The following is a 26635-nucleotide window of genomic DNA, read 5'->3' on the forward strand; positions in this document are numbered from 1 at the left end:
GCGGTGACGCTGCCACCGGCCTGACCGGCGGCGCGGGCCAGCTCGACGGCCGGGAAGACGTCGTTGTCGACCGGCTCGAACGTCCAAGTGGACGCGGTGCCGAAATCGCAGGCGGCGGCGGCGCCGGGCACCCGGTCCGGCCAGCCGAGGGCCAGCGCGATGGGCAGTCTCATGTCCGGCGGGCTGGCCTGGGCGAGGGTGGAACCGTCGGTGAAGGTGACCATGGAATGCACGATCGACTGCGGGTGCACGGTGACGTCGATGCGGTCGTAGGGAATCCCGAACAGCAGGTGCGTCTCGATCAGTTCGAGGCCCTTGTTCACCAGCGAGGCCGAGTTCAAGGTGTTCATCAGGCCCATCGACCAGGTGGGATGCGCTTTGGCCTCGGCGGGCTCCACCGAATCCAGCATCTCGGCGGTCCAGCCGCGGAACGGGCCGCCCGAGGCGGTCAGCACCAGCCGGTCGACCTCGTCGGCGCGACCGCCGCGCAGGCACTGCGCCAGCGCGGAATGCTCCGAGTCGACCGGGACGATCTGCCCCGCAGCGGCGGCGCGGGTGACCAGGGAACCGCCCGCGACCAACGATTCCTTGTTGGCCAGGGCGAGCCGGGTGCCCGACTGGAGGGTGGCCAGCGTCGGCTCCAGCCCCAGCGAGCCGACCAGAGCGTTGAGCACGACGTCCGCCTCGGTGCGGCGCACCAGCTCGGTCACCGCTCCCGGGCCGCCCAGCGGCAGGTCCAACCGCTGAGCCGCGGCCGGATCGGCGACGGCGACATTGCGCGTGCCCGTGGCGGTCATCTGGGCGGCGAGCAGCTCGGTGTTGCCGCCGCGCGCGGCGAGTCCGACCACCTCGAAGCGGTCGGGATTGGCGGCGATCACCTCGAGCGCCTGGGTGCCAATGGATCCGGTGCTGCCCAGCAGCAGGACTCTCACGATGTCGGACACGACATCATTGTCTCCTACCCGGCCGGACGCGTCCGACGGGCGCGGGCCGACTTACAACGACACACCGTCGTATGTCACGATATGCGGCAGCAGCTCACCGAGTGCGTACCGGAATCGCGGTACAAGTAACAGCTAAGGAGCGATCGTGGCCGCCACGGAACTCGAACACGCCGACACCGAGCGCGTCGTCACTCGCGTGGATCCCGCCGAAGTTCCCTCCGCCGCCTGGGGTTGGAGCGGCGAGTCGCGGCGCACCTTCCGGATCGCGGGCTGGATCGTCGCGCTGATCCTGCTGGCCATGCTGATCGGCAACCACAGCGGCAAGGTCGAGGACATCTTCCTGGTCGGCTTCGCCGCCCTCATCGCGGGCATCCTGATCCGCGACTCGGTGCTGCAGCGCAAGCCGCGCTAGTCTCCTTTCCGGAAAGTCCACTCGCACAATCTCATTCGTCCTGTACCGGGCGGCAGCAGCCCGGTACCGTGTGCGTCCGGGTCCGCGTCCCAGCCAGGTCGCGGACCTCGGTTTCTGTTCGCACAACCTTTAGGACGCAATGATCAAGACCTGTTCAGCCGCCCTGATCGCCGCGAGCGCGTTCGGTTCGCTGCTGTTGCTGCCCGCATCCCCCGCGCACGCCCAGTCACCGGCGTGCGGCGCGGCCATCGACGCGATCAACGCCGCGATCGACAAGTCGGGCGGGAACCTGGACCCGACCGTGCAGCAGTCCTTGGCCGCCGAACTCTCGGCCATCGAGGCCGAGGGTCCGGAGAAGGACGCCATCTCCGCCTACGCCCGCGCTCTCACCGACGACAAGGTCGCGAGCATGGACCCGGCGACCGACGAACTGAACCGGGTCTGCAAGGGCTGACGAACGGGCGGCGCGGATCGGCCGCGATTCGCGCCGCCGCCGGACCGGCTAGCGCCCGCGCCGCCGGGCGGGCTTCTTCTTCGCCGGAGCCGGACGACCGCTCGCCCGCTCGACCGCGGTCCTCTTTTTCCGCGGCTCGTGATCCTCGGCGCGAGCCGGAGCGCGTGAACTGCGCTCGGAACGTCCCCGCACGACGCCGATGAAATCCTCGACCAGGTCGGTCGTGTGACCTACCGGCCAGGCCAGCGCCACCTCCGTGTCGGGGACGTCGAGCATCGGCCGGTACACCAGGTCGCGACGGTGGTGCAGGCGGGCCAGCGAGTGCGGCACGATCGCCGCGCCTCCGGCCGCCGCCACGAGTTCCAGGGCGTCGGCGACCGTGTCGAGGTCCGAGGCATCCTGTAGGCGCTCGTCGGCCAGGTCGGCCATGCGCACCTCGTCGTATACCGCCAGCGGGTGTTCCTTCTGCACCACCACGACCGGGACCTCCCGGTAGAGCGGAATAGCGCTCATGCCTTCGCGGTCGATCGGCAGCCGGACGAAGCACATGTCGACCCGTTCCTCGCGCAATGCCGCTTCTTGGTCCGCCTGCGCCAGCGCGATCACCTCGAGCGGGGTCTGCGGGAACCGCTCACCCCAGATCCGGGTCCACTTCGACACGGTGACGCCCGGCACGAACCCCACGCGCAGGCCCGCGGGAACTTCCGGCTGCTTCTCGGCCGCCGAGTCCGCCCTGGTGAGCATCTCGCGTGCCTGCTCGAGCACCGCACGCCCGTCCTCGGTGAGCTGGGTCGGTTGTGCCCCGGGCACGAAAAGCTTCGTGCCCAATTCGTTCTCCAAGTCGATGACCGTGTGGCTCAGCTTCTGCCGTGAGATGTGCAGCGACTTCGCTGCGCGCGCGAAGTGCAGTTCTTGCGCGACCGCGACGAACCAGCGCAGGCGCACCACATCGATCGACTCCAACCGGCTCATTCGTGGAAGCGTATGCCACCGCGCGGTCGGGGCATCCCGCGCCGCCCAGTAAGCTGTGCGGGTGAGCCCGGACAAGAACCCGCAGATGATGAAGCCACTGACCGCGGCGAACAAGCTCGGCATCTACCTTCCGGCAGCGCCCGAGGAGTTCCGCAACGCGCCGATATCCCGCGCCCAACTCGACGCGCTGCGCGAGAATCCCCCCGAATGGCTCACCGAGCTGCGCCGCACCGGCCCGTTTCCCCGCGATGTGGTGGCACGCAAGCTCGGCGTCTCCAACACCGGCTTGGCCCGCGCCGAGGTCTCCGACGCCCTGACCGCCGACGAGATCGGCACGCTGCTGGCCGACCCGCCGGAATGGCTCGTCCGCGAACGCGAGAACCTCGCGGCGGTGCGCGCGGAGAACGCCCGGATCAAGGCTCAGGAAGCCGAACGCCGCGCCGCTACCAACCGCCCGGCGAAGAACCGCGGGTAGCGTTCTCAGTTCTCCGCGGCCAACTGCCCGCAGGCGGCTGCGATCTCCTGACCGCGGGTATCGCGCACCGTGCAGGGCACGCCCTTGGCGTTGACGCGGCGGACGAACTCCTGCTCGACCGGCTTGGGACTGGCGTCCCACTTGGAGCCCGGGGTGGGGTTGAGCGGGATGACGTTGACGTGCACGCGGGAGCCGAGCGCCTTGTGCAGCTTCTCGCCCAGCATGTCCGCGCGCCACGGGTGGTCGTTGATGTCGCGGATGAGCGCGTATTCGACCGAGACACGGCGACCGGTCCGGTCGGCGTAGTAGCGCGCCGCGTCGAGCACATCGGCGACCGGCCAGCGATTGTTTACCGGCACCAGGGTGTCGCGCAGTTCGTCGTCGGGCGTGTGCAGCGAGACCGCGAGCGTGACCGACAATCCCTCGTCGGCCAGCTTGCGGATGGCCGGAGCCAGGCCGACGGTCGAGACGACGACATTGCGCTGCGAGATGCCGAGACCGTCCGGCGCGGGCGAGGTGATCCGGCGGACCGCGGCGACCACTCGCTTGTAGTTGGCCAGGGGCTCGCCCATGCCCATGAAGACGATGTTGGACAGCCTGCCCGGCCCGCCCGCCACTTCCCCGTCCCGCAGCGCGGCGGCCGCGGCGCGCACCTGGTCGACGATCTCGGCGGTGGACAGGTTGCGGTTCAGCCCGCCCTGCCCGGTGGCGCAGAACGGACATGCCATACCGCAACCCGCCTGGCTGGAGATGCACAGCGTCGCGCGGTCGGGGTAGCGCATCAGCACGCTTTCCAGCAGCGTGCCGTCGCCCGCTCGCCACAGGGTCTTGCGGGTCTCCCCCTCGTCGCACGCCACGTGTTTGACGACGCTCAGCAGCGGCGGGAACAGCGCCGCGCCGATCTTGTCCCGCACCGTGGCGGGCAGATCCGTCATCTGCGCGGGATCGGCCTGCAGACGCGCGTAGTACTGGCGGGCGATCTGATCGGCCCGGAACTTCGGCAGACCCAGTTCCTCGACGGCCGCGCGCCTGCCCTCGGCGTCGAGGTCGGCGAGATGGCGCGGGGGCATGCCACGGCGCGGAGCATCGAAAACCAAGGGGAGGGAGACGGTCATAGTTGCTCCATTCTCCCATCCGCGGGAACCGGCCGCGCATTCGACTACCTGCGGACGGTCCGACATGCCCGGTTCGTCATGGGCAAATGCCTGCGGCGGTGATAGCGGTCGGCCATGATCGAACCATGTCCACGCATGCCGAACACCCTCGGGAACCGGATCCGGATCTGTCGCACGGCGGGCGGGCGCCGCAGCCCGGCGCCCCCACCGCGCCGGTGCCGAAGGAGCCTGCACCGAAGACGCCGGTGCCGAACAAGTCGCTGTCGACGCGCACCGGTTATGCCTGGACCGGGCTCGTCGCCGGCGTCTTGATCCTGGTCCTGCTGTTGATCTTCATCGTGCAGAACCTCGAGCAGGTCCAAGTGCACTTCTTCTTCTGGGAGTTCGCGTTGCCGCTCGGCGTCACCGTGCTGCTGTCGATGATCGGCGGCGCACTCGTCATGGCGTCGGTGGGCGGCGTCCGCATCCTGCAATTGCGCCGCGCCGCCAAGAAGAGCTGACGCACGCCATCAGATCAGCGTCGAGAGCACCAGCCAGGAGACGAACGCCGAGGGAAGCATGGAGTCGAGGCGGTCCATGATGCCGCCGTGACCCGGCAGCAGCGTGCCCATGTCCTTGATCCCGAGTTCGCGCTTGATCTGCGATTCGATCAGATCCCCGCAGGTGGCCACCAGCACCAGGCCGACGCCGAGCACGACGCCGATCATCGAGTTGGCCTCCAGCAGCAGCGTCACCGTGAGCAGACCGCCGATCACGCTGAACACCAGCGAGCCGCAGAAACCCTCCCACGACTTCTTCGGGCTGATCGAGGGCACCATCGGATGCTTGCCGAACAGCACGCCGGCCACGTAACCGCCGACATCGGAGCACACCACCAGGATCATGAAAGTGAGCACCCGCAGGTTGCCGTCCGACTCGAGCAGCAGCAATGTGGCGAACGAAGCGAGCAGCGGAATCCAGGCCAGCGTGAACACGGTGATGGCGGTGTCGCGCAGGAAGTTTCGCGGCGCGGTCCGCAGACCGTGATCGAACAACCGCCAGACCATGCAGATCAGCGTGGTGGCGGCGAACGCACCCGCGACACCGCTGGCGCCGTAGGGCCAGCCGAGCCAGAAGACCGCCTGGCCGCCCGCGATCAGCGGAACGCGCGGGACGAGCACGTCGGCTTCACGCAGCCGTTTGGCGACCTCCCACGTCGCCACGCCGACACCGGCCGCCGCGACGCCGATGAAGACTTTCGGCACGAACAGCAGGATCGCGATCAGCGAGAGGCCGAGTCCGAATCCGACGGTCAGCGCGGCAGGCAGATTGCGGCCCGCGCGCGAACCACCCGACGCGGGAGCGGTGTGGGCGGGCGGCGCGTCGGACCCGGCCACCGCGGGGCCGCTCAACGGTTCGTAACCGGACGCACCAGCATCGCGCGCGCGCTGCTGCATCGCATCGGCTGTCCCGTTCACCGGCGGCTCCTCTGCCGCACCGGTCGCGGCGGCATTCTCGGCCACGATTGTCCCGTCGCTCAACTCGTCGTTCCGTTCGTCCCCCGCCCGGGCGGGCCCTCCGCTTGATTGTCGGCGGCACTCGCGATGACCCGGCCTCCTCCGGGCCCGTCCCGCCTGCCGACCGATCCGCGTCAGACCTCGAGCAGTTCGGCTTCCTTGTGCTTCACCAGTTCATCGACCTGGCCGACATACTTGGCGGTGGTCTTGTCGAGCTCCTTCTCGGCGCGCCCGACCTCGTCCTCCCCCGCCTCGCCATCCTTCTGGATGCGCGACAGTTCGTCCATCGTCTTGCGGCGGACATTGCGGATGGCGATCTTGGCGTCCTCGCCCTTGCCTTTCGCCTGCCTGGCGAGGTCACGGCGACGCTCCTCGGTCAACTGCGGCACCGAGACCCGGATGATGTCACCGTTGTTGGTCGGGTTGACGCCGAGGTCCGAGTTGCGGATCGCGGTTTCGATCGCCCCGAGCTGAGCCGCCTCATAGGGCTTGATCACGACCATGCGCGGTTCCGGCACCGTGATGCTGGACACCTGGGTGATCGGGGTCGGCGACCCGTAGTAGTCGATGACGACCCGGGCGAACATCCCCGGAGTCGCCCGACCGGTACGAATGGTTCCGAGATCGTCCTTCGCCACCGAGACGGCCTTCTCCATCTTCTCCTCGGCGTCGAAGAGCGCTTCTTCAATCACGACCGTTTCCTCCACAGCGTCGTCATGTCATGATCCGCGGTCCACGGGTATCAGGACCGAACCAGTGTGCCGATCTTCTCACCGGCGACCGCGCGGGCGATATTGCCCTTGGTCAACAAATTGAACACCAGAATCGGCATCTGATTGTCCATGCACAAGCTGAAGGCGGTCGCGTCGGCGACCTTGAGGTCGCGCTCGATGACCTCTTTGTGGGTGATCTCGGAGTACATGGTCGCGGTCTCGTCGACGCGCGGGTCGGCGGTGAACACCCCGTCGACCGCCTTGGCCATCAACACCACGTCCGCGCCGATCTCCAGCGCGCGCTGTGCGGCGGTGGTGTCGGTGGAGAAGTACGGCATGCCCATGCCCGCGCCGAAGATGACCACGCGGCCCTTCTCCAGGTGCCGTTTGGCGCGCAACGGGAGATAGGGCTCGGCCACCTGGCCCATGGTGATCGCGGTCTGCACCCGGGTGTCCACGCCTTGCTGCTGCAGGAAGTCTTGCAGCGCAAGGCTGTTCATCACCGTGCCGAGCATGCCCATGTAGTCGCTGCGGGCGCGTTCCATCCCGCGTTCCTCGAGCTCGGCGCCGCGGAAGAAGTTGCCGCCGCCGATCACCACGGCCACCTGGACGCCGGTGGCGACCACCTCGGCGATCTGCTCGGCGACCGTCTGCACGACATCCGGGTCGAGACCGACCTTGCCTCCACCGAACATCTCGCCGCCGAGTTTCAGCAGTACCCGGCGATATCCTGGGCGGTCGGTCCCCGGGTCCGTCATGGGTCTCCAGTCTCCTTCGGCGAGGGATTGTGGTTCTTCCGGCGATTCGTAGCTCACGGCAGGCGCCTGTGACATAGAGCAAGGCAGAGCGGCATCCATCCTGCCCTATTCGGTTCGAGCGGCAGCAGAAGGCCCCCCGTCAACCGGCGTTCGTTCGGTCGGCGGGGGGCCTGCACGCTGGGGGTGCGGCGCCTCAGTTGGCGCCGACCTCGAAGCGGGCGAAGCGGGTGACGGTGACACCGGCCTCGTCCAGCAGTGCCTTGACGGTCTTCTTCGAGTCGGTGACCGACGGCTGCTCCAGCAGTACGACGTCCTTGAAGAAGCCGTTGACGCGGCCTTCGGTGATCTTCGGCAGCGCGGCCTCGGGCTTGCCCTCCTCGCGAGCGGTCTGCTCGGCGATGCGGCGCTCGTTCTCCACGATGTCGGCCGGAACCTCGTCGCGGGTCACGTACTTGGCCTTGAGCGCGGCGACCTGCATGGCGGCGGCGCGAGCGGCCTCGGCCGCGGCGTCGCCCTCACCGGTGTACTCGACCAGCACGCCCACGGCGGGCGGCAGGTCCGAGGCACGCTTGTGCAGGTAGGTGGCGACCGGGCCGTCCAGCGAGATGACGCGACGCAGCTCGAGCTTCTCGCCGATCTTCGCGGCGAGTGCCTGCACGGCCTCGTCGACGGTCTTGCCGCCCAGGTCCAATGCCTTCAGCGACTCCAGGTCGCCGGGCTTCGCGGCCGCCGCCGCGGCGACGACCTGCTCGGCGAGCTGCTGGAACTCAGCGTTCTTCGCGACGAAGTCGGTCTCGGAGTTGATCTCGACCATGACGCCGTCCTTGGCGGCGACCAGGCCTTCGGCGGTGGTGCGCTCGGCACGCTTGCCGACGTCCTTCGCGCCCTTGATGCGCAGCAGTTCGACGGCCTTGTCGAAGTCACCGTCGGTCTCGGCCAGCGCGTTCTTGCAGTCCATCATGCCGGAGCCGGTCAGCTCCCGGAGCCGCTTCACATCGGCAGCGGTGTAGTTCGCCATTCTCGGCGAGCCTCCTTTGGAGAAGTGTGAGTGTTGGCAGCGGCGACCACGATGGAACTCACTCGTGATCGCCGCCGAAACTGTGCCCGATCTGCGGCGTTCGCGGGCCCTACGCAGTTACGCAGGCTACCGCCTCCTCGCCCGTCGCTCACGCCGCGGTGGTCAGGACGAGCCTCAGGCCTCGGCCGAGCTCTCGGCGGCCTCGGCGCCGGGGGCGGCCTGCGCGAGCAGCTCCTGCTCCCACTCCGCCAGCGGCTCGCCCGCGCCCGCCTCGGGCTTCTCGTCGCCCGCCGCCACACCGGCGCGGGCCTGCACACCCTCGGCCACCGCGGAGGCGACGACCTTGGTCAGCAGAGCGGCGGAGCGGATCGCGTCGTCGTTGCCCGGGATCGGGTAATCGACCAGGTCGGGGTCGCAGTTGGTGTCCAGGATCGCGATGACCGGGATGTTCAGCTTGCGCGCCTCGCCGACGGCGATGTGCTCCTTGTTGGTGTCGACGACCCAGATGGCCGAGGGCACCTTCTGCATGTCGCGGATGCCGCCGAGGGTGCGCTCCAGCTTGTTCATCTCACGCGTCAGCATGAGGATTTCCTTCTTGGTGCGACCCTCGAAGCCACCGGTCTGCTCCATGGCCTCGAGCTCCTTGAGGCGCTGCAGGCGCTTGTGCACGGTGGAGAAGTTGGTGAGCATGCCGCCCAGCCAGCGCTGGTTGACGTACGGCATCCCGACGCGAGTCGCCTCGGCCGCGATCGACTCCTGGGCCTGCTTCTTGGTGCCGACGAAGAGGACGGTGCCACCGTGGGCGACGGTCTCCTTGACGAACTCGTAGGCCTTGTCGATGTAGGTCAGCGTCTGCTGCAGGTCGATGATGTAGATGCCGTTGCGGTCGGTGAAGATGAACCGCTTCATCTTCGGGTTCCAGCGCCGGGTCTGGTGTCCGAAGTGCGCGCCGCTGTCGAGCAGCTGCTTCATGGTTACGACAGCCATGGCTCCCGTATCTCTCTTTCGTTGCCGGTTGACGCAGCGAATCGGCGATCCACTGCCCTGGCGCCGCCGAATCGCCGGACCCGACCACGAGGTGGGGACCAGCCGGCGATTCCCTGCTCCGAACACGCTGCCGCGAACCCGGATGATTCGAGCCCGATTCGAACAGCGCCGCTACGAACAAGCACGGGTGGCGCGCGAAGTCGGTCCATGCAGGCACGGACCGCCCGATCAGTTTACGACCTCCGGGCACGCAGACCTAAATCGAGCCGGTCGGAGCGGCTCGACCAGGCGGAACGGCGACTTTTCACAGACGACGGCTTTATCCCCATTCCGCGAGCCGAGCCGCAGGTGACCCCGGAATCGCAGGAGGGTGGAGGCATGAAACCGATCTCTACGACGATGACCTTCCTCGTTCCGCTGTTCTTCGTGCTCGGTGTGGTTGCCGCACCGCCGGCCGTGGCCGGGACGCCTGCCGTGAAGTCCGACCCCGGGGCGTGCACGGGGTCGGTATGCCTGCCGTCCCTCTCCCAACTCCTGCGGCGCGCGCCGGTTCCCTTCCGGCAATCCGGTCGCGACGCCGGTGAGGACGATCGAGAGAACACCAATCCGGCCTCCGATGACGACCTGTGCTCACCGCCCATGCCCCTGTGCGGGTCATAGCCCGATTTTGCGCCGCAGCCCGAATGACCAGTTCGTTCGCCGGGCGGATGCCTCGGCAGCTGTTCTGGATGCTGGGCCTCGGCATCACCGCGATCGTCGCGATGGAGCCGGTGGCGACCGCCGCACCCGAGGGGCGGTTCGGCTGGCCGCTGCAACCACGCCCCTCGGTCGTGCAGCGCTTCGACAAACCCGCGCAGAACTGGCTGCCGGGGCATCGCGGGGTCGATCTGGCCGGCGCGCAGGGGCAGGCCGTGCTCGCCGCCGGAGCAGGAATCGTCGTGTTCGCCGGAACCGTGGCAGGCAAGCCGGTCGTGTCCATCGACCACCCCGGCGGCGTGCGCACCACGTACGAGCCCGTTCGAGCGGAGGTGCCCGTGGGCAGACGGGTCGGGCGCGGCACCCGGATCGGCACACTGGAGGCCGGGCACCCGGGATGCGCCACGGCATGCCTGCACTGGGGAGCCCGCGCCGAGGACGGTCGCCGCGACCGGGAGTATCTCGATCCCCTCGGACTCCTGCAGCTCACTCCCCTGCGGCTCAAACCGGTACACCAATGAATCCGGCAGCGGAAGTGCGGCCGTCCGGGTCTTCGCAGACGCCTCGACGATCGGGACCGGCGTGTCGGCAGCTGGCGGTGGCGCGAGCGTACGCGGTGGGGCGATCATCGGGTGCATGGCGGATGGGTCAGGGCGGTCGTTCACGTATTCCGAGGTCGGCGCGACCCGGGGAGTACTGCCGGAGGGATATCACGGATTCCGGCTGCGGCGGCGGATCGGCCGGGGCCGCGCGCTGTTCGAACACGCGGGCGCGGAGATCGCGGCCTACCGGATTCAGAAAGGCACCGGAATCTTCCGCTCCGCCGACACCCCGGTAGCCGAGCCCGGCACCGCCATCACGGTGCGGCTCGGGTTCGGCCCGATCGGGATCACCGCACCGTGCCGGGTGGTGTACGTCCTCGACGAACCCGACCGGCGGGGCTTCGCGTACGGCACCCTGCCCGGACATCCGGCGTCCGGGGAAGAGCTGTTCGCCGTCGAGTACGACCCCGCCGACGAGACGGTGTACGGACTGATCGTCGCGTTCTCCCGCCCCGCGACCTGGTACACCCGGCTCGGCGGACCAGCAGTGCGGGTCATCCAGCGCTTCGTCGCGGGCAGATACATCGCGGCATTGCCGACATCCGCCTGAACATCGACGGCGCGCACGACAGCCCTGTCGCACGGCCTACGGCAAGTCGCTCAGTACGTGCACTTCGGCGTGCATGCGATGCCTACGGTGTGACGATCGGGAAATCGGGGTCGGGAACGTCGAAGATGTCGACCAGTTCGGCGAGCTTGGTGACGTCGCCCTCGATGACGATGTCGCCCGCGGCCGCCGCGACGCCGAAATCGTCGCCGGCCAGCAACACCCGGATCAGCGTGGTCTTGGCCAACGTGAACGAGGCGTCGGGTTGCGGCAGGCGCATTCCGGGGCCGACGTCGAAGTGCGTGAGGCGGCCGTTGCGCAGTTCGAGCCGGTGCGTGCGGTCCAGGTCGGTGAGGACCCAGTCCGTCACGAGCCGGTGGTCCCATGCTTTGGGGCCGTCGACGCGCAACGCCAAGGCGTCGAAGATCTGATCGATGCTCAGCGCCGCGACCATGGTGGACGATTCGGACTTGGTCGGCGTGCCGAACGAGCCGTAGCGCAATTCGTAGGCCCCGCTGAGATAGAAGTTGCGCCAGGTCGCGTTCTCCGATCCATAGCCGAGCTGCTCGAATGTGCTGGCCTGCAATGCTTTCGCGGCATCGTTGTCCGGATCCGCGAAGATCACATAGTTGAGTACCTGCGCCACCCAGCGGTAGTCCCCGGCGTCGAAGGAGACCTGCGCTTTGCGCAGCACTTCGTCCGCACCGCCCATGAAATCCACGTGCCGTCGCGCGGCCTCGACCGGCGGGTGCTCCCACAGATGCGCCGGATTGCCGTCGAACCAGCCCATATAGCGCTGGTAGATGGCTTTCACGTTGTGGCTGACCGAACCGTAGTACCCCCGCGCGTGCCAGGCGTGCTCGAGCGCGGGCGGGAGCGTCACCAGTTCGGCGATCTCCGCGCCCACATAGCCCTGGTTCAGCAGGCGCACGGTCTGGTCGTGCAGGTATCCGTACAGGTCGCGTTGCAGCGCAAGGTATTCCACCAAGCGCGCGGTGCCCCAGGTCGGCCAGTGATGCGAGGCGAAGACGACGTCGGATTCGTGAGCGAACAGGTTGATCGCCTCGGTGAGATATTTCGCCCAGATGTGAGCGTCGCGCACCAAGGCACCCCGCAGAGTGAGCACATTGTGCAGGGTGTGGGTCGCGTTCTCCGCCATGCACAGCGCGCGGCGATCCGGGAAGTAGAAGTTCATCTCCGCGGGCGCTTCGGTGCCGGGCGTGAGCTGGAAGATCATCCGTATCCCGTCGATCGTCTCCTCCTGGCCGGTCGCGGTGATGTCGACGGTCGGGGGAATCAGGGTGACCGTGCCGACCGAGGTGGTCTGGCCGAGCCCGGAGCCCACCGCCCCGAGTGGACCGCGTGGCAGCACCGCGCCGTACATATACCCGGCGCGGCGGGCCATCGCCGTGCCCGCGTAGATGTTCTCGGCCACCGCATGTTCGACGAAACCGGCCGGCGCGAGCACCGGACAGCGCCCCTCCTCGACCGCCTCGATGGTGGTCACCCCGTACGCCCCGCCGAAGTGGTCGGCGTGTGAATGCGTGTAGATCAGCCCGGTCACCGGACGGTCGCCACGGTGGGCGCGGTAGAGCGCGAGCCCGGCCGCCGCGGTCTCGGCCGAGATCAGCGGATCGATCACCAAGACGCCGGTGTCGCCCTCGACCAGTGTCATATTGGAGATGTCGAGACCGCGGATCTGATAGATGCCCGCGCTGACCTCGAACAATCCCTGGCGCACCGCGAGGCCGGACTGCCGCCACAGGCTCGGATGGACCGAGGCGGGGCAGGGTTCCCGCAGGAACGCGTAGGAGTCGTTGTCCCACACGACGGTTCCGTCTTCGGAGGTGACCACGCCCGGAGCCAGCGCGGCGATGAACCCGCGCTCGGCGTCGGTCATGTCGGTCGTGTCGGCGAATGGCAGTGCGGCGGCCGCACGCTGGTTTTCCGCGACGATGAAGCCGCTCGGCTCGCTCGCTGTGCTCATTGTCGTCCTCCTGTCGTCTCGACCAACCTTGCTGGGCCGCCGCCCGTTCAGGGCAGCGGTTCGAGGGAACCGGCGACCGCGGCGGTCACCGCCACCACGACCACCGCCGCGGACGTCGCGGCGACGATGCGGCCACCATGGGCGAAGCGGCCTCGGCGCAGACCGCGGTTGCGCAGGTAGCAGGCCACGGCAAGCGCCGCCATCGCGATCGCGGCGCCGATCGGCGCGGCCGCGGCCGCACGCCACCCGCTTTCGAGCGCCTGGTGTAGCAGCAGCGTGCCGACGACCATCGCGGCCGCGGCGGTGCGCCGCCACGCCAGGGCGGTGCGTTCGGCGGCCAGATGGGGCGCGCTCACCGCAGCAGCACCGCCACCGCCGCCAGCACCGAGACGATCGCGATGCCCGCCGACAGGACCGGTACCAGCACCGTGTCCGGCAGCGGATCGCCGCGCCGCATGGCCACGCCGACACGCCGCCAGTGCGCGTACGCGCCGATCGCGACGACCGACGCCAGCAGCAGGCAGCTGAGCGCGATCGCGCGCCGCAGTCCCGCGATACGGAACGATTGCACCAAGGTGTGCACCGCGACACCGCCTGCCAGCAGCCCCAGCGCCGTCCGCATCCAGGCGAGGAAGGTGCGCTCGTTCGCGAGCGTGAAGCGGTAGTCGAGCTCCTGTTCGCCCTCGTCGGATTCGGCTTCGGGATTCGGCAGCGTCACGCCGCCTCGGCTCGGATCGGTAGGCGCCGCGCGACCGCCCGAGGACGGAGGCTCACACGATCACTCGTTTCGTCGCGGGGGTTGACGCCGGACTGCACGGTTGTCACGACACACCACGCTAGTGCGGATCGCGGAAACTCGCGGCGGGCCGTCACCGACCGCGAGAACCCGTTTCGTGTTCGTGGACGCGACTGACGCTCAGCGCGGGCGGGCACCTGCACGGTCACGTTGCCCCGATAGCTGAGCGGAAGCCAGACCATGCGTAGATGGTTCGGCAACCAGGTTCGCGACAGACGCATCGACCATCGAACGGCTCGTGTTCGCGATCCGGAATCGCGTGATCGAGCCGGTTCGCAGTGCTCGGCGGCGGAACGGGTCCGGTCGGGGACGATCACGCGCATCACTCCGTCGCTGCTGGCTGGCAAACGATCCGCTACATAAGCGTAGCCGCAGGCTCCGGGACCGTCCCACATTCCCACCCGCCCGTGACCGGGTGGTTATGCGCGGGCGATAGCGCCGTCAGATAGCGATGGCGTCCTCGAATGTCATGGCCAGCCGCGAGACGGACGAGGACATCAGCGCCCGGCGCGGCAGACCCAGCGACCGAAGTTCCGCGGCGATCTCGTGATCGCCCAATCGCAACTGGGCACCGCCGATTCGCGCTCGCATGCCGGAGGACTGCATCTGCCAGCGCGTGCAGCGCGTGACGCCGTCGATGTGGGAGTAGGCGTCGAACGAGGACGCGGCGGCGCGGCCGTTCGGGGTCGCGAATCCTGGCCGCAGCGTGAGGTCGGCGATGAGCCGACCGTTCTGGTGCAGCGCACCGCTGCGCGTGCGGCCGCTGTGGTCAACGGCGAAATCGGCGAGTTCCTTGGGGAATCCCCAGATACCGCGCCCGGCGGCCAGGGTGAAGTCGCCGTCGACCGGCAGCCGGTGGATCAATACGCCGGCCTGCCCGGTCCGCAGCGCACGCAGATCGCCGAATCGGGAGGCCGCGCCCGCGGTGTGGTGGCGCACCATGAACGAGACGCCGAACTCGTTGTACGGGCCGAGATCACCGTCGACGTAGTCGACGAAGACCAGCGTGCACATGGCCCGCCCGGCGGGCAACCGAAGAATCCGCAGGCCGGAGTAGTCGATGAGACGTTGGGCCGCCGCGGCGGGCACCAGGTAGGTGGCCATGAACGCGCGCGCGAGCCGGATACGGACCGGCATTCGCACCTCGCGGCCGAGAACGGTATGCGTGCTCACGTCGACGCCTTTCTACGCATCGGCGCCCGTGCGCCGCGTTGCCCGGGGAGCGACACCCACCGGGTTACGCGTCCATATAACGCGTATCAGTTTAGCGACACAATAAGGTTCACCATCAGATATTCACACCAGGGGAACTTGTTTCAGTTACGACCATTCACTCCCCCTGATTGCGAGCCTGGGACGACTCCTGGGATCGCTCCGCGCCCCGCAGGCGGGCCTCCAAGCCGTCGAGGACGCACAGCAGGCCGAAGTCGAAGGCCATCGCGCGCGCGACTTCCGGATCCGTCGGCACGGCCGCCTGGTAGTCCGCGAGCATTTCGGGGTAGTCGCCGGCCAGTTCGGTCATCACGCGCAGCATGCCGTCGGTGTCGATCTCGGCTCCCTTGTACGCCGAGTCCCAGGCGATCTCGGGCAACACCTGACCGAGGACGAAACACAGCACTGTTCCGCTGGCCAAGTAGATGTCGATGCCCTGGAATCCGGCCTGGACGAATGCGCGGCGCAGCCGATCGTTCAGACGCAGCGAGTTCGGGCCGATACTGGGCAATCGCCCCACCAGCGTCGCCATCCAGGGATGCTCCCGGATGCTCGCGCGGAAGCTGTAGGCGAAGGTGGTCAGCAGTTCGCGCCAGGATGCCTGTTCGGGTTCCGGAGTCCGCACCAGGCCCCAGAACTGGTCGAGCACCAACTCCAGCAGTTCGTCCTTGTTCGCGACGTGCCAGTACAGGCTCGTCGCGCCCGCACCGAGCTTCGCGCCGAGTTTGCGCATACTCAGCGACTCCAGCCCCTCGGCGTCGAGGAGTTCCACGGCCGCGCCGATGATCTGCTCGCGATGCAGCCCCGCGGACTTGGGCTGGCGCGGCTGTTTGGTCCATACCGAGTCGAACTGCTTGGTCACAACACGATCTTATAATTGCTCGAACACTGTTCGAGTTTTTCGTACACTGTGCGAGTGGAATCGAACGTTGTACGAGACCCCCGCCGCTGGTGGATTCTGGGGGTCCTCTGTCTGTCCTTGCTCGTGCTCATGCTCGACAGCACCGTGCTCAATCTGGCGATCCCGTCGCTGATCACCGAGCTCGGCGCCACGCCGTCGGACGTGCAGTGGATTCTGGACGCCTACGTGCTGGTCTTCGCCGGGCTGCTGCTCACCGCGGGAAGCCTCTCCGACCGCTTCGGCAGGCGTCGAGCGCTGATCACCGGACTGGCGGTGTTCGGCGTGGCATCGCTGGCCGCCGTGCTGGCGACCGAGCCGTGGCAGGTCGTGGCCGCGCGCGCCGCGATGGGCGTCGGCGGTTCACTGCTGATGCCCTCGACACTGTCGATCCTGATGACCACCTTCGCCGAGGACGAGCGGCGAACTGCGATGGCGGCGTGGTCGACGGTCTCCATGGTCGGCATCGTCGCCGGGCCGACGCTGGGCGGCTTTCTGCTCCAGCACTACTGGTGGGGGTCGGTGTTCCTGCTCAACGTCCCGGTCGCCGTGCTCGCGATCGCGGCGGCGGTCGTGCTGATGCCCGAGACCACCGGCGAGCAACGGCCGCTCGACCTCGTCGGGGTGGTCCTGTCCGTGGTAGCGCTGAGCGCGACGGTCTACGTGATCATCGAGCGGGAGTGGAACGTCGGCGTGATCGCGCTGGCCGTCGTCGCGGCAGCCGCCTTCGTCGTGTGGGAGAGCCGATCGGCACATCCGATGCTGCCGCTCGCGGTGTTCCGCAGCCGCGACTTCACCGGCACCTGTCTGACCCTGCTGCTGATGGTCTTCGGCATGGGCGCGGTCATGCTCATGCTGACGCAGTACCTGCAGTTCGTCCTGGGCTACGGCCCGATGAAGGCCGGACTGGCGCTGCTGCCGTACGCCCTGGCCGCCGCGGTGTGCAACGGGCTCGGCGCGACGCTCGGCAAGACGTTGAGCAACAAGACGCTGATCGTGTCCGGCCTGCTCGTCATGGGCGCGGCTTTCGGCATCCTCGCCGTCGCAGGCGGATACCTGTGGATCCTGGTCAGCATGCTGGTGATGGGCGTGGGCGGCGGCTTGGCGGGACCGGCCGCGTACGCGGCCATCATGAGCGCCATCCCGCTGCAGCACGCCGGTGTCGGCTCCGCGATGAACGACACGCTGCAGCAGGTGGGCATGGCGATCAGCATCGCCGTCCTCGGCAGTGTGCTGGCCGGGGTGTTCACCTCGAACATGCCCGCCGACGCCCCTGACGCGGCCCGCGAATCCATCGGAGCCGCCTTCCAGCTCGGCTACCTGGAGCCGGCCAAGGACGCCTTCACCGCCGCCATGTCCGCCGGCGCGTGGATCAGCGCGGGGTTCAGCATCGCCGCCGCCCTGCTCGGCGCGATCCTGCTGCGCGCGGCGGCCGCAGGCGGCCGAGCAGCCGGAAACCGTCCCGGTCGCGAACGGGTGATCGTGTCGTCGGGGCCGTGACGGGCGCGGGAGTGGTCATCGCATCCGTCGCGGCGCCGCCGACCCGGCGGTTACGGGGTTCCGGGACGCGACAGCAGTCCTTCTCGGATCCCCGGTATGAATGATTCCAACCCGGGGGCTGATGGTCTCGCGCGCATGCTCCGAGCAGAGTTGAAAGTGTTCACAGACAACGGCCTTCAAGCAACGAGGGCTAGTGAAGCAACCTATCCCCTGGAGACATCATGACCACGAACAAAATGCGCGCAACGGCAGCGGCGGTAGCGCTCGCACCGATCATCGCACTCGGTTCAGGTTTTGCTTCCGCTGCCCCGGACGTAACCCCGGGACCCGTGACGGATAATTCCACACCGATCCCGGCACAGGTCGAGCCCGCGACGCTGGGCCTGATTTGGCCGCTGGGCATTTTCTGCGCTCCCTTGCTGCTCCTTCCTCCGGTCGTCAACGCGGTCGCCGTATTCGTCTGCGCCGCCTGACCACGCTCCCTAGAAGAAGCTGAGGGCCAGAACGTGATGCGGCGCGCCTCGGGCTGCGTCGCGAGTGTCTCGTACATACCCCGACCGGGTTCTCCGTCGATGGAGCGGACCGAATATGTCGCCGTTCCATCGACGCACCCGGTCGGGGAACTTCTGCAAATCGAACATGCGGTGCGGATAAGTGCGGTTGAATTACCGGATGGCCAAGTTCAGGAAACTCGTAAGCGCTGCCGCGGCACTTGCCGCCGGCACGGCGCTGTTCGGGGCACCCGGGGCCGCACACGCCGAGACTCCGTCCGTTCTGGGCGGCGGCTCGGGCATCGTCGTCGGCGGTCAGAACATCTGCACCCTCACCACGATCGGGCGTGACTCCGGCGGTCGGCTGGTCGGGTTCACCGCGGCTCATTGCGGTGAAGCGAACGCCACGGTCGTCGCAGAAAGCAATCGCGACGCCGGTGTCGTCGGCACTGTCGACTACGCCAACAGCGGCTTGGATTACGCCGTGATCGTGTTCGATCCGGGGAAGGTCGTCCCCGTGAACCAAGTGGGCGGAACGACGATCACCGGCCTGGGCGGACCCGCCCGCTACCCCGACGTCGTCTGCAAAGAAGGCAGGACAACCGGCCGGACCTGCGGGCCCGCTTTCGGCGACGTGTTCACGGCCGGCAATGCGACCTGGACCGGGACGTGTGTCGTCGAAGGTGATTCGGGCGGGCCGGTCGTCGTGGGGACCACGCTCGTCGGCATGGTCAACGGCTACCTCGTCGTCCCCTGCCTCGGACCGCAGCTCGGGACGGACATCAACGCGGTGGTCGCCGACGCGAACGCGCGCGGTGGCGCCGGGGCCGGCTTCCAGCCGATCTGACCGGACAGCCTTCCACCATCCAGCCGGAGCCTTACCTTTCCTGGTCGGTGACGACACCGAATTCGATGGCGCGCTCGACCAGGAACAATCGCTTCTGGTTCGGCGGTAAGGCTTCGACCTGGAATATACGGAAAAGCGCCCGCATATGCGTCTTGACCGTCGAAATGCTCAGGCACAGATCTTCGGCGATCTCACCGTTGGACGCGGGATACGAATACGCGTTTCGCGCGTCGTACGGGCGGCACAGCGCCTCGAGAACCATATGCTGGGCCGGCGTCAGCGAATTCCGGTTGAGCAGCGGCGAATGAGCAAGCGTCATTTCCTCGTCGGAGGGTGCCGCGGCCCTGAACACGAATACCGATCGACCCACGCGAACAGTGTCGCCGGAGTGGAGTTTTCGCCGCCCGCCGACACGTTCGCCATTGACGAATGTGCCATTCTTCGACAGTCCGTCGTCGACGATCACCCAACATCCGCACACCCGCTCGATAATCGCGTGCAGGCGGGATACAGTCGCGTCGGTCAAGACGATATCGGCTGCGGCGGAGCGTCCTATGGTCACGGTCGACACTCCGCCATCCAGGGAAATCTCGCGCACCGTTTCCCCGCCGACGGGCCGGGTGGTGGTAGAAATTGCGGCCGACCGCCGCCACGCGGACTGTCCTGCCAATGGGTAGGTTCCGCGACGCAGGGCCTGTGGTCCGGTGGACGTAGACATCGTCCGTCTTTCCCATCGAAGTACGTCATGAACTGCGGGCACCGATTCGCTACCTTCAGAGTGCGCTTCCTCGGCGGCGATCACACGCGGTTTCGCCTACTTCGGTGCCTGACCGGGGCGGGCGGAGGATCAAGTGCGCGCCCTTGACGAGGCGTCGGTACAGGATCGTCGGATGAGCGTCCTCATCCGACCGCGAACCAGCGTCGACCTCGACGCCTGCGCTGCCGCCCTGCGAATAGTCCACGAGGTCGACCACTATCCGGAAACCTGGCCGACGGACCCGGCGGCATGGCTCTCGCCCCCCAAGCTCCTCGCGGCCGTCGTCGCCGTCCGCGACGGCAGCGTGGTCGGACACGTCGGACTGGGTGCGAGCAGCGGAACACCGGAGGGGGTTCGCGAATCGGCCGGTACGGAGGCTGTCGTCTCGGTGATCCGGTTGTATGTCGTCCCGGCCGCGCGGCGAGCGGGAGCGGGTACGCGCCTGCTGACGGCGGCCGTAGGCATGGCCACAGACCGCGGGCGGCGCGCGGTTCTCACGGTGACGTCCGACAGCGCGGCGGCGATCGCGATGTACGAGCGACTCGGATGGCGGCACGTGCACACCGGGCCCGGCGGCTGGCGCACCACGGATGGACACGACGCTCAGGTGCGCCATTACATGAGTCCGTGAGCTAGTGCGTTTCCGGCGGCGCTTGTCCGACGGTTTCCGCACCGCTGCCTACTTGCGGAAATTGAAGCCCCCTGGCGCACGTCTCGGCGTTGCGCCGGGATTGAGGACAACGGCCGTAACTCCGCGACTCGACGCCTACAGGGGCCACCGACACCAACGCCGACGCCACCGACACCGCCCCACTATTTGCCCTCGCCATGGTGCAGCCGCCGTTCCGCAGCCCTGCACAAACCTCACCCGGGACACGCCTCGTGCCCACGCCTCACCTCGGACACGCCCGCCTGCACACCTCACCCCGGACACGCCACCTGCACACACCTCACGCCGGACACGCCCGCCTGCACACATCTCACCCCGGACACGCCACCTGCACATGCCTCACTCGCCTCCACGGCGGCTACAAGACCGTCCGGGCGGCAGCGATGATTCCGCGGTCGTGCACCGTGCCTGGCGCCGGGATCTACGCCCGGTCGATCGGCGCCTGGCCGATTGATGACCGCGCCGCGTGAGCCGTGTCAGGCACGGGGATGTGCCTGGTCGTGCACTTTCTTGAGGCGGTCGATGGAGACGTGGGTGTAGAGCTGGGTGGTGGCCATGCTGGCGTGGCCGAGAAGTTCCTGGACCACACGCAGGTCGGCGCCACCCTCGAGGAGGTGGGTCGCGGCGGTGTGCCGCAAGCCGTGGGGACCCATGTCGGGGGCGCCCGGGATGGCCGAGACGACGTCGTGCACCACGGTTCTGGCCTGACGCTGATCGAGCCGCCTGCCGCGGCGGCCGAGCAGCAGCGCTCGGCCGGATTCGACGGTGGCGAAGGCAGGACGCCCGTGGCTGAGCCAGTTGGCGACCGCCTCGTCGGCGGGGGCGCCGAACGGCGCCGATCGTTCCTTGTTGCCTTTGCCGAGCACGCGCACCACCCGCCGCTCACGGTCCACGTCGTCGATGTCGAGCCCGCACAACTCACTGACCCGGATGCCGGTGGCGTACAGCAGTTCCACGATCGCCCGATCCCGCAGCGCCATCGGGTCACGCTGGGCGGCGCCGGATTCCGCCGCGTCCATGGCCCCCAGCGCCTGCTGGCGCCCGAGCACGGCGGGAAGGACACGATGTGCTTTCGGTGAACCCAGCCGCAGCCCCGGATCGGTGGGCAATCGGCCGGTGCGGGTGAGCCAAGCGGTGAAGGTGCGTGCCGAGGACGCCCGCCGCGCCACAGTCGTTCGCGCCGCGCCCGCGGCCGCTTGCTGAGCCAGCCACGACCGTAAAAGCAGCAGGTCCAGCTCGCGGATGGCCGAATCCGCCGACCGCGTGTACAGGTGCTCCAGCAGCGACCGAGCGTCTCCCAGATACGCCCGCACCGTGTGCTCCGAGCGGTTGCGCCCGAGCCGCAGATGCCTGCCGTATTCCACCAGCAGCGCTTCCAGATCTTCGGGCAGTTCCGCCATCCTTCCACCGTCCCGGCCCGCACCCCGGATGGCAAGCCACCGCGCCGAATGCTCACCGGCGCCGTGCCGTTCGGTGCCAGCCACTTTCGTCACTGGCCACCAGGCCGGCCAATTCGAGGGCGGCCAATGCCGCACGTACCACCGGTAGGGACAAGCCACACTGCCGGGACACCTCGAGAGGCAACCGCGATCCCACTCTCGGCAGGGCGGCGAAGGTCAGCGCCTCGTCACCGGTCAGCTGATCCTCTGGGCTACCGCCCGCCCCCGCCGCGGGAAGCGACAATCGCAACGGCCCCGCCTCGTCGACGACTTCCTCGGCACGGGTCACCAAAAGGGCTTCCCCGTCACGGATCATGCGGTGGCAGCCGACCGACGCGGCCGAGATGACCGGGCCCGGCACGGCCAGGGCCGGACGGCCGAGGCGGCGTGCCCATTTGACGGTGTTGCGTGCGCCGCTGCGCAGCCCCGCCTCGATGACGAGCACACCGTCGGCCAGAGCTGCGATCAAGCGGTTCCGGGCTAGGAACTGGTGCTTCTGCGCGGTGACGCCGGGCGGGTACTCGCTGACCACCAAGCCGGATTCGGCGATGTCCGCCAATAGGCGCTCGTGCTGCGCCGGGTAGGGCCGGTCGATGCCACAGGCCAGCACGGCGATCGTCGGACCTTCCACCGCCAGCGCCGCCCGGTGCGCCATACCATCGATCCCGAATGCCGCACCGGACACGATGGTCCACCCCTGCGCGGCGAGATCGCCCGCGATCTCCCCCGTCACCCGGTTTCCGTACCCGGTGCTGCACCGCGATCCCACCACCGCGATGGCACGCTCGCTGGATTCCAGCAGCGAGCGGGGGCCGCGCGCCCACAGCACGAGCGGAACGGCTCCGTCGCGATCCCGTCCTGGCTCGAGCTGCGCGAGACCGAGCATGCGCCATGCGGGCCACTCCGGATCGTCCGGCGTCACCACCCGTCCGCCGATCCGCTCGATCGTCTCCAGATCCCGCGCCGCCACATCGATCTCCCGCCGCTGCGCCGTCGGCCCGCGCAGCGGTTCGGGCAGCGCGCACTCCCGCACGGCACGCGCCGCCTCGACCACCCCGACCGACTCGATGAGCGCCGACAGCGGCGCGCACGGCCCCTGCACCACCCGCGACAAGTACACCCACGCGAGCCGCCGGGAATCGCCTGCACCGGACGGCGACCCGGTCCCAAGCGCGTCGACGCCCGCAGTGAGATCCGCCGCCCGCACGCCACCCGCCGCTCGCATGTCCACCGCCACAGGCACCTTCACCTCCACAGGCGCGTCCTCGACCGCCCACATGTCGACCACGGCAGGCACGTGGACGGCCGCTCGTATCTCCGGGGCAGCTGATGCGGCGGGCGCGTCCACCGCAGGCACATCCACGGTGGGCACATTCGCCGCCGCAGGCATACCCTTCGCCACAGGCACGTCCGCCACGGCAGGCACATCGGCGGCCGCAGATTCACTCAGCGCAGCTGTCGGTACCACGGACACATCCACCACGGGCACGTCCACCACCGACACGCGCTCTGGCACGTTCATCGCCACAGGCACGCTGACGGCCGCAGGCACATCCATCGCGACCCGATTCGCGGCTACAGGCACGCCTTCCACCGCAGACACAGGCACACATGCGTCCACCACCGCAGGCACGTGGGCGGCCGCAGATCCGCTCACCGCGGTGGGCAGGTCCACCGTGGGCACATTCGCCGCACCCTCGGTCGGCACCGGCGCGCTCATTGCGCACCCCTCTGACGGAAGTTCAACGCGGCCAGGACATCCTGGGCCGCGGGTAGTTCGCCGCCGCGTAGATCGCAGATGGTCCACGCGACCCGGATGGCGCGGTCCGCGCCGCGCGCGGACATGCGGCCGAGACGCAACGCCGTCTCGACGGGAGCCAGGGACTCGCGGGGTAGCCGGAACCCCTGGCGCAGGATGTGACCGGGGACCTCGGCGTTGGTGAGCCACCCGTACTCGCGCCAGCGCTCGGCGGCGGCGTGCCGCGCGAGCGCGACCCGGCCCCGCACCACTTCACTGCTCTCGGCGGCGTCGGTGCTGAACGCCGCGCCGGACTGCCCGTGCATCCGTACCCAGATGTCGATCCGGTCGATCAGCGGTCCGGACAATTTGCCGAGGTAGCGGCGGCGAGCCAGCGGCGCGCAGATGCAGTCGACGTCGCGGGCCGGGGCGCACGGGCATGGATTCGCGGCGAGCACCAACTGGAAGCGCGCCGGGTACCGCGCCACACCGTCGCGCCGGGCAATGCGTACTTCGCCCTCTTCCAACGGTGTTCGCATCGCTTCCAGCACCTTCGTGCCGAGTTCGGCGCATTCGTCGAGGAACAGCACGCCACGGTGGGCCCGGCTGACCGCGCCGGGCCGGGCAGTCCCCGACCCGCCACCGATCATCGCGGTGACGGAGGTCGAATGGTGCGGCGCGACGAACGGCGGCACGGTGATCAGCGGCTGGTCACCGGCGAGCGTGCCCGCCATCGAGTGGATCGCGGTCACCTCCAGCGCCTCGGTCTCGGTGAGCGGTGGCAGCAGTCCTGGAAGCCGTTGTGCCAGCATCGTTTTCCCGATACCGGGCGGGCCGGTGAGCAGCAGGTGGTGGCCGCCCGCGGCGGCCACCTCCAAGGCCCAGCGCGCTTCTTCCTGCCCCACCACCTCGCTCAGATCGCCGCCTTGCCGCACGGTGTCCGGCAGGGCGTTGTCCGGCTCGTCGAGCGAGCCTTCGCCGCGCAGCCACGCCACGACCCCACGCAAATTGCGCGCCCCGAAGACCTCGATACCCTCGACCAGCCCGGCCTCGGCCATGGTCGCCGCCGGTACCACGACAGTCGACCAACCGGCCTTGCGCGCCGCGATCACGGCGGGCAGGACGCCTCGCACCCGGCGCACCCGCCCGTCCAGCGCCAGTTCGCCGAGCAGCACCGTCTTCGCGAGCCGCTCGGAGGGAACCGACCCCGACGCCTCGAGTACCGCGACCGCCAGCGCCAAGTCGTAGACACTGCCCAGTTTCGGCAAGGTCGCGGGCGACAGCGCGAGCACCACCCGGCCGTCGGGCCACTTCTCCCCCGAGTTCGCCACCGCCGAACGGATCCGGTCGCGAGATTCCTGCAACGCGGTGTCGGGCAGCCCGACCAGGTGGACCGAGGGCAGACCCTGCCCGATATCGGCTTCGATCTCGACGAGCAAACCGTCGACGCCGGTGACCGCGACGGAGTGCGCCCGTCCGAGGGCCATTCAGAACACCGCCTCGAGATGGTCGATGACCGGCGCGCGACCTCGCACCGCCAGCACCGACACCACGTCGAACCTGATGCGCCGCCACGGACCGTCCTGCTCGGCCAGCCACAGCAGCGCCAGACGGCGAATACGCTGCTGTTTGGCGAAGGTGACCGACTCGGCCGGTGTGCCGTAACCGAGGCCGGAACGGGTCTTGACCTCCACGAACGCGGTCACGTCCCCGTCGCGTGCGATCAGGTCCAGCTCGCCGTATCGGCAACGCCAGTTCCTCGCGACGATCTCCATCCCCGCGGCGCGCAGGAATTCCGCCGCCAGTTCCTCCCCGTGCGCGCCGAGCGCCTGTTTGTCCGTCACCCGGTCAGCGTGCACCGACTCCGAATCAGGTCAGCGCCGCCGACCTGGGAGAACAGGAAACCTGTGGACAACCGGGCCGCTGTGCAGAACTTTCCGGCCGCTACTCCGGCAGCCGCAGGTCGGGCTTCTCCAGCTCCTCGATGTTGACGTCCTTGAAGGTGATGACCCGGACGTGCTTGACGAAGCGCGCCGGGCGATACATGTCCCACACCCACGCATCGCTCATCCGCACCTCGAAGTACACCTCACCGTCCGCGTTCTGCGGCCGCAGCTCCACGGAATTGGCCAGGTAGAAGCGGCGCTCGGTCTCCACCACGTACGAAAACTGACCGACGATGTCCTTGTACTCGCGATACAGCGAGAGCTCCATCTCGGTTTCGTACTTCTCGAGGTCCTCGGCACTCATCGGGTGGGACGTCCTCCTTCTCGCCGCATCGCGTCGTGTGATGACATCATCGCGCATGCGCTGCGTCGGTAGCCACTCGGCCAGCCGTACGCCCGTTCGGAAACTGCTCGGACAGCGCCTCGTCCAGGCCCTCGGCCAGCACCGCGTCCGCGGTGTCCGCCGCCGCCGCGACCGGCCGCAACCCGGCGGCCTCGCGGACATTGCGCCAGGAGCGACGGTGCTCACTGCTCGGTCCCAGGCGGTGCAGCGCGGCGGTGTGCTCGGGCGTGTTGTAGCCCTTGTGCGCGGCGAAGCCGTAGCCGGGGAACCGCTGGTCCAGTTCGACCATGATGCGGTCCCTGGTGACCTTGGCCAGGATGCTGGCCGCGGCGATGCAGGCCGCGGCCCCGTCGCCGCCGATCACGGGCAGCGAAGGCACGGGAATGCCGGGAACGCGGAACCCGTCGGTCAGCACGTAACCGGGCTCCTGGCCGAGCCCGGCTACAGCGCGGCGCATGCCCTCGATGTTGGCGACATGGATGCCGATCGAGTCGATCTCCCAGGCCGGTATGACGACGACCTGGTAGGCCAGCGCGAGCCGGATGATCACCGGGTAGAGCTCCTCGCGGGTGGCCTCGGTGAGTTTCTTGGAGTCGTCGAGACCGGCCAGCTTGTCGTAGGCCTTCGGGGCGAGCAGACACGCCGCCACGACCAGCGGTCCCGCGCACGGCCCCCGGCCCGCCTCGTCTACTCCGGCGACCGGCCCGAGACCACTGCGGATCAACGCCGCCTCGAGTGTGCGCAACCCTCCGGCCCTGCGCATCACCACGCGCGGCGGCCAACCATTACCCACCGGCACTCGCCCTTGCCCCACCGTCCGAT

General features: G+C 68.6%; 31 protein-coding genes. 11 read left to right on the forward strand and 20 right to left on the reverse strand.

The genetic code is table 11. From position 1 onward, the window contains the following. On the reverse strand, positions 1-944 hold a 944-nt coding region (dxr, locus tag ON27_RS18465), incomplete at its 3' end, for a 1-deoxy-D-xylulose-5-phosphate reductoisomerase (RefSeq protein WP_043728780.1). A gap of 145 nt (positions 945-1089) precedes the next feature. Between dxr and ON27_RS18470 the strand changes: the two genes are divergently transcribed. Further along, positions 1090-1356, forward strand: coding sequence for a DUF2631 domain-containing protein (locus ON27_RS18470; protein WP_043728783.1), 267 nt, complete (start codon positions 1090-1092; stop codon positions 1354-1356). A gap of 139 nt (positions 1357-1495) precedes the next feature. Further along, positions 1496-1810, forward strand: a complete 315-nt coding sequence (locus ON27_RS18475; RefSeq protein WP_043728787.1) for a hypothetical protein — start codon at positions 1496-1498, stop codon at positions 1808-1810. A 48-nt stretch (positions 1811-1858) separates the two neighbouring features. Here ON27_RS18475 and ON27_RS18480 read toward each other — a convergent pair whose 3' ends face one another. Next, positions 1859-2782, reverse strand: a complete 924-nt coding sequence (locus ON27_RS18480) for a LysR family transcriptional regulator (RefSeq protein WP_043728790.1) — start codon at positions 2780-2782, stop codon at positions 1859-1861. Between the two features lie 61 nt (positions 2783-2843). Between ON27_RS18480 and ON27_RS18485 the strand changes: the two genes are divergently transcribed. Further along, on the forward strand, positions 2844-3257 hold the full coding sequence (locus tag ON27_RS18485) for a DUF5997 family protein (protein ID WP_043728935.1): 414 nt from the start codon (positions 2844-2846) through the stop codon (positions 3255-3257). A 5-nt stretch (positions 3258-3262) separates the two neighbouring features. On the opposite strand, the gene rlmN is transcribed toward ON27_RS18485, so the two are convergent. Further along, the gene (gene rlmN, locus ON27_RS18490) at positions 3263-4372 is read right to left on the reverse strand and encodes a dual-specificity RNA methyltransferase RlmN (RefSeq protein WP_043728792.1); all 1110 of its coding nucleotides are present in this window, start codon (positions 4370-4372) and stop codon (positions 3263-3265) included. A gap of 125 nt (positions 4373-4497) precedes the next feature. Here rlmN and ON27_RS18495 point away from each other — a divergent pair, with 125 nt between their 5' ends. Beyond that, positions 4498-4872 carry a LapA family protein gene (locus tag ON27_RS18495; protein ID WP_043728795.1) on the forward strand — a complete coding sequence of 125 codons (375 nt, stop codon included), beginning with the start codon at positions 4498-4500 and terminating at the stop codon, positions 4870-4872. A gap of 9 nt (positions 4873-4881) precedes the next feature. Here the strand turns inward: ON27_RS18495 and ON27_RS18500 are convergent, their stop codons facing one another. From ON27_RS18500 to rpsB, 5 genes are all read right to left on the reverse strand, one after another. Continuing rightward, on the reverse strand, positions 4882-5808 hold the full coding sequence (locus tag ON27_RS18500) for a phosphatidate cytidylyltransferase (protein WP_373282770.1): 927 nt from the start codon (positions 5806-5808) through the stop codon (positions 4882-4884). A 194-nt stretch (positions 5809-6002) separates the two neighbouring features. Then, positions 6003-6560, reverse strand: a complete 558-nt coding sequence (gene frr / locus ON27_RS18505) for a ribosome recycling factor (protein ID WP_043728940.1) — start codon at positions 6558-6560, stop codon at positions 6003-6005. A 50-nt stretch (positions 6561-6610) separates the two neighbouring features. After that, positions 6611-7339, reverse strand: coding sequence for a UMP kinase (pyrH, locus tag ON27_RS18510; protein ID WP_040780648.1), 729 nt, complete (start codon positions 7337-7339; stop codon positions 6611-6613). 193 nt (positions 7340-7532) lie between these two features. Then, a complete protein-coding gene (gene tsf, locus ON27_RS18515; RefSeq protein WP_043728799.1) occupies positions 7533-8357 on the reverse strand; it encodes a translation elongation factor Ts in 825 nt (274 codons plus the stop codon). Between the two features lie 174 nt (positions 8358-8531). Beyond that, positions 8532-9344, reverse strand: a complete 813-nt coding sequence (gene rpsB, locus ON27_RS18520; protein WP_043728801.1) for a 30S ribosomal protein S2 — start codon at positions 9342-9344, stop codon at positions 8532-8534. Between the two features lie 378 nt (positions 9345-9722). Here rpsB and ON27_RS18525 point away from each other — a divergent pair, with 378 nt between their 5' ends. The 3 genes from ON27_RS18525 (at position 9723) to ON27_RS18535 (ending at position 11192) form a co-directional block, all read left to right on the forward strand. Further along, a complete protein-coding gene (locus ON27_RS18525; RefSeq protein ID WP_157227229.1) occupies positions 9723-10004 on the forward strand; it encodes a hypothetical protein in 282 nt (93 codons plus the stop codon). A 68-nt stretch (positions 10005-10072) separates the two neighbouring features. Then, positions 10073-10561: a M23 family metallopeptidase gene (locus ON27_RS18530; RefSeq protein ID WP_043728943.1), complete on the forward strand. Its 489-nt coding sequence runs from the start codon at positions 10073-10075 to the stop codon at positions 10559-10561. A gap of 115 nt (positions 10562-10676) precedes the next feature. After that, on the forward strand, positions 10677-11192 hold the full coding sequence (locus tag ON27_RS18535) for a DUF1990 domain-containing protein (protein ID WP_043728806.1): 516 nt from the start codon (positions 10677-10679) through the stop codon (positions 11190-11192). An 82-nt stretch (positions 11193-11274) separates the two neighbouring features. Here the strand turns inward: ON27_RS18535 and ON27_RS18540 are convergent, their stop codons facing one another. The 5 genes from ON27_RS18540 to ON27_RS18560 all read right to left on the reverse strand — a co-directional run bounded on the left by ON27_RS18540 (position 11275) and on the right by ON27_RS18560 (position 16046). Beyond that, positions 11275-13176 carry an alkyl/aryl-sulfatase gene (locus tag ON27_RS18540; RefSeq protein ID WP_043728809.1) on the reverse strand — a complete coding sequence of 634 codons (1902 nt, stop codon included), beginning with the start codon at positions 13174-13176 and terminating at the stop codon, positions 11275-11277. Positions 13177-13223: 47 nt separating this feature from the next. Continuing rightward, a complete protein-coding gene (locus ON27_RS18545; protein ID WP_043728813.1) occupies positions 13224-13532 on the reverse strand; it encodes a DUF202 domain-containing protein in 309 nt (102 codons plus the stop codon). Next, the gene (locus ON27_RS18550; protein WP_043728817.1) at positions 13529-13894 is read right to left on the reverse strand and encodes a YidH family protein; all 366 of its coding nucleotides are present in this window, start codon (positions 13892-13894) and stop codon (positions 13529-13531) included. Before ON27_RS18550 ends, ON27_RS18545 begins: the two co-directional genes overlap by 4 nt. Positions 13895-14413: 519 nt before the next feature. Continuing rightward, positions 14414-15145 carry an acetoacetate decarboxylase family protein gene (locus tag ON27_RS18555; protein WP_043728820.1) on the reverse strand — a complete coding sequence of 244 codons (732 nt, stop codon included), beginning with the start codon at positions 15143-15145 and terminating at the stop codon, positions 14414-14416. Between the two features lie 157 nt (positions 15146-15302). Then, complete coding sequence (locus ON27_RS18560) at positions 15303-16046, reverse strand: TetR/AcrR family transcriptional regulator C-terminal domain-containing protein (RefSeq protein ID WP_043728825.1); 744 nt, start codon at positions 16044-16046, stop codon at positions 15303-15305. Positions 16047-16100: 54 nt separating this feature from the next. Between ON27_RS18560 and ON27_RS18565 the strand changes: the two genes are divergently transcribed. The 3 genes from ON27_RS18565 to ON27_RS18570 all read left to right on the forward strand — a co-directional run bounded on the left by ON27_RS18565 (position 16101) and on the right by ON27_RS18570 (position 18920). After that, the gene (locus ON27_RS18565; protein WP_157227230.1) at positions 16101-17582 is read left to right on the forward strand and encodes an MFS transporter; all 1482 of its coding nucleotides are present in this window, start codon (positions 16101-16103) and stop codon (positions 17580-17582) included. Positions 17583-17803: 221 nt separating this feature from the next. Further along, positions 17804-18055 carry a hypothetical protein gene (locus tag ON27_RS42930; RefSeq protein WP_157227231.1) on the forward strand — a complete coding sequence of 84 codons (252 nt, stop codon included), beginning with the start codon at positions 17804-17806 and terminating at the stop codon, positions 18053-18055. A gap of 199 nt (positions 18056-18254) precedes the next feature. Beyond that, entirely contained in the window at positions 18255-18920 is a 666-nt protein-coding gene (locus ON27_RS18570; RefSeq protein ID WP_043728829.1) for a chymotrypsin family serine protease, read from the forward strand. Positions 18921-18951: 31 nt separating this feature from the next. Here the strand turns inward: ON27_RS18570 and ON27_RS18575 are convergent, their stop codons facing one another. Next, positions 18952-19638, reverse strand: a complete 687-nt coding sequence (locus tag ON27_RS18575; RefSeq protein WP_083887655.1) for an FHA domain-containing protein — start codon at positions 19636-19638, stop codon at positions 18952-18954. A gap of 172 nt (positions 19639-19810) precedes the next feature. Here ON27_RS18575 and ON27_RS18580 point away from each other — a divergent pair, with 172 nt between their 5' ends. Beyond that, positions 19811-20308 carry a GNAT family N-acetyltransferase gene (locus ON27_RS18580; RefSeq protein ID WP_051046748.1) on the forward strand — a complete coding sequence of 166 codons (498 nt, stop codon included), beginning with the start codon at positions 19811-19813 and terminating at the stop codon, positions 20306-20308. Between the two features lie 515 nt (positions 20309-20823). On the opposite strand, the gene ON27_RS18585 is transcribed toward ON27_RS18580, so the two are convergent. The 6 genes from ON27_RS18585 to ON27_RS18610 all read right to left on the reverse strand — a co-directional run bounded on the left by ON27_RS18585 (position 20824) and on the right by ON27_RS18610 (position 26606). Next, positions 20824-21747 (reverse strand): tyrosine-type recombinase/integrase, encoded by a 924-nt coding sequence (locus tag ON27_RS18585; protein ID WP_051046751.1) that lies wholly within the window; start codon positions 21745-21747, stop codon positions 20824-20826. A 52-nt stretch (positions 21748-21799) separates the two neighbouring features. After that, positions 21800-23011, reverse strand: a complete 1212-nt coding sequence (gene dprA, locus ON27_RS18590; RefSeq protein ID WP_083887659.1) for a DNA-processing protein DprA — start codon at positions 23009-23011, stop codon at positions 21800-21802. Between the two features lie 491 nt (positions 23012-23502). Beyond that, positions 23503-25011: a YifB family Mg chelatase-like AAA ATPase gene (locus ON27_RS18595; RefSeq protein WP_043728832.1), complete on the reverse strand. Its 1509-nt coding sequence runs from the start codon at positions 25009-25011 to the stop codon at positions 23503-23505. Next, positions 25012-25368 (reverse strand): YraN family protein, encoded by a 357-nt coding sequence (locus ON27_RS18600; protein WP_043728835.1) that lies wholly within the window; start codon positions 25366-25368, stop codon positions 25012-25014. 100 nt (positions 25369-25468) lie between these two features. Continuing rightward, the gene (locus ON27_RS18605; RefSeq protein WP_011210678.1) at positions 25469-25774 is read right to left on the reverse strand and encodes a DUF2469 domain-containing protein; all 306 of its coding nucleotides are present in this window, start codon (positions 25772-25774) and stop codon (positions 25469-25471) included. A 46-nt stretch (positions 25775-25820) separates the two neighbouring features. Further along, positions 25821-26606, reverse strand: a complete 786-nt coding sequence (locus ON27_RS18610; RefSeq protein ID WP_086007509.1) for a ribonuclease HII — start codon at positions 26604-26606, stop codon at positions 25821-25823. Positions 26607-26635 lie beyond the last annotated feature (29 nt).

It is taken from the genome of Nocardia asiatica NBRC 100129 (assembly GCF_000308415.1).
Classification (GTDB): Bacteria; Actinomycetota; Actinomycetes; order Mycobacteriales; family Mycobacteriaceae; genus Nocardia; species Nocardia asiatica.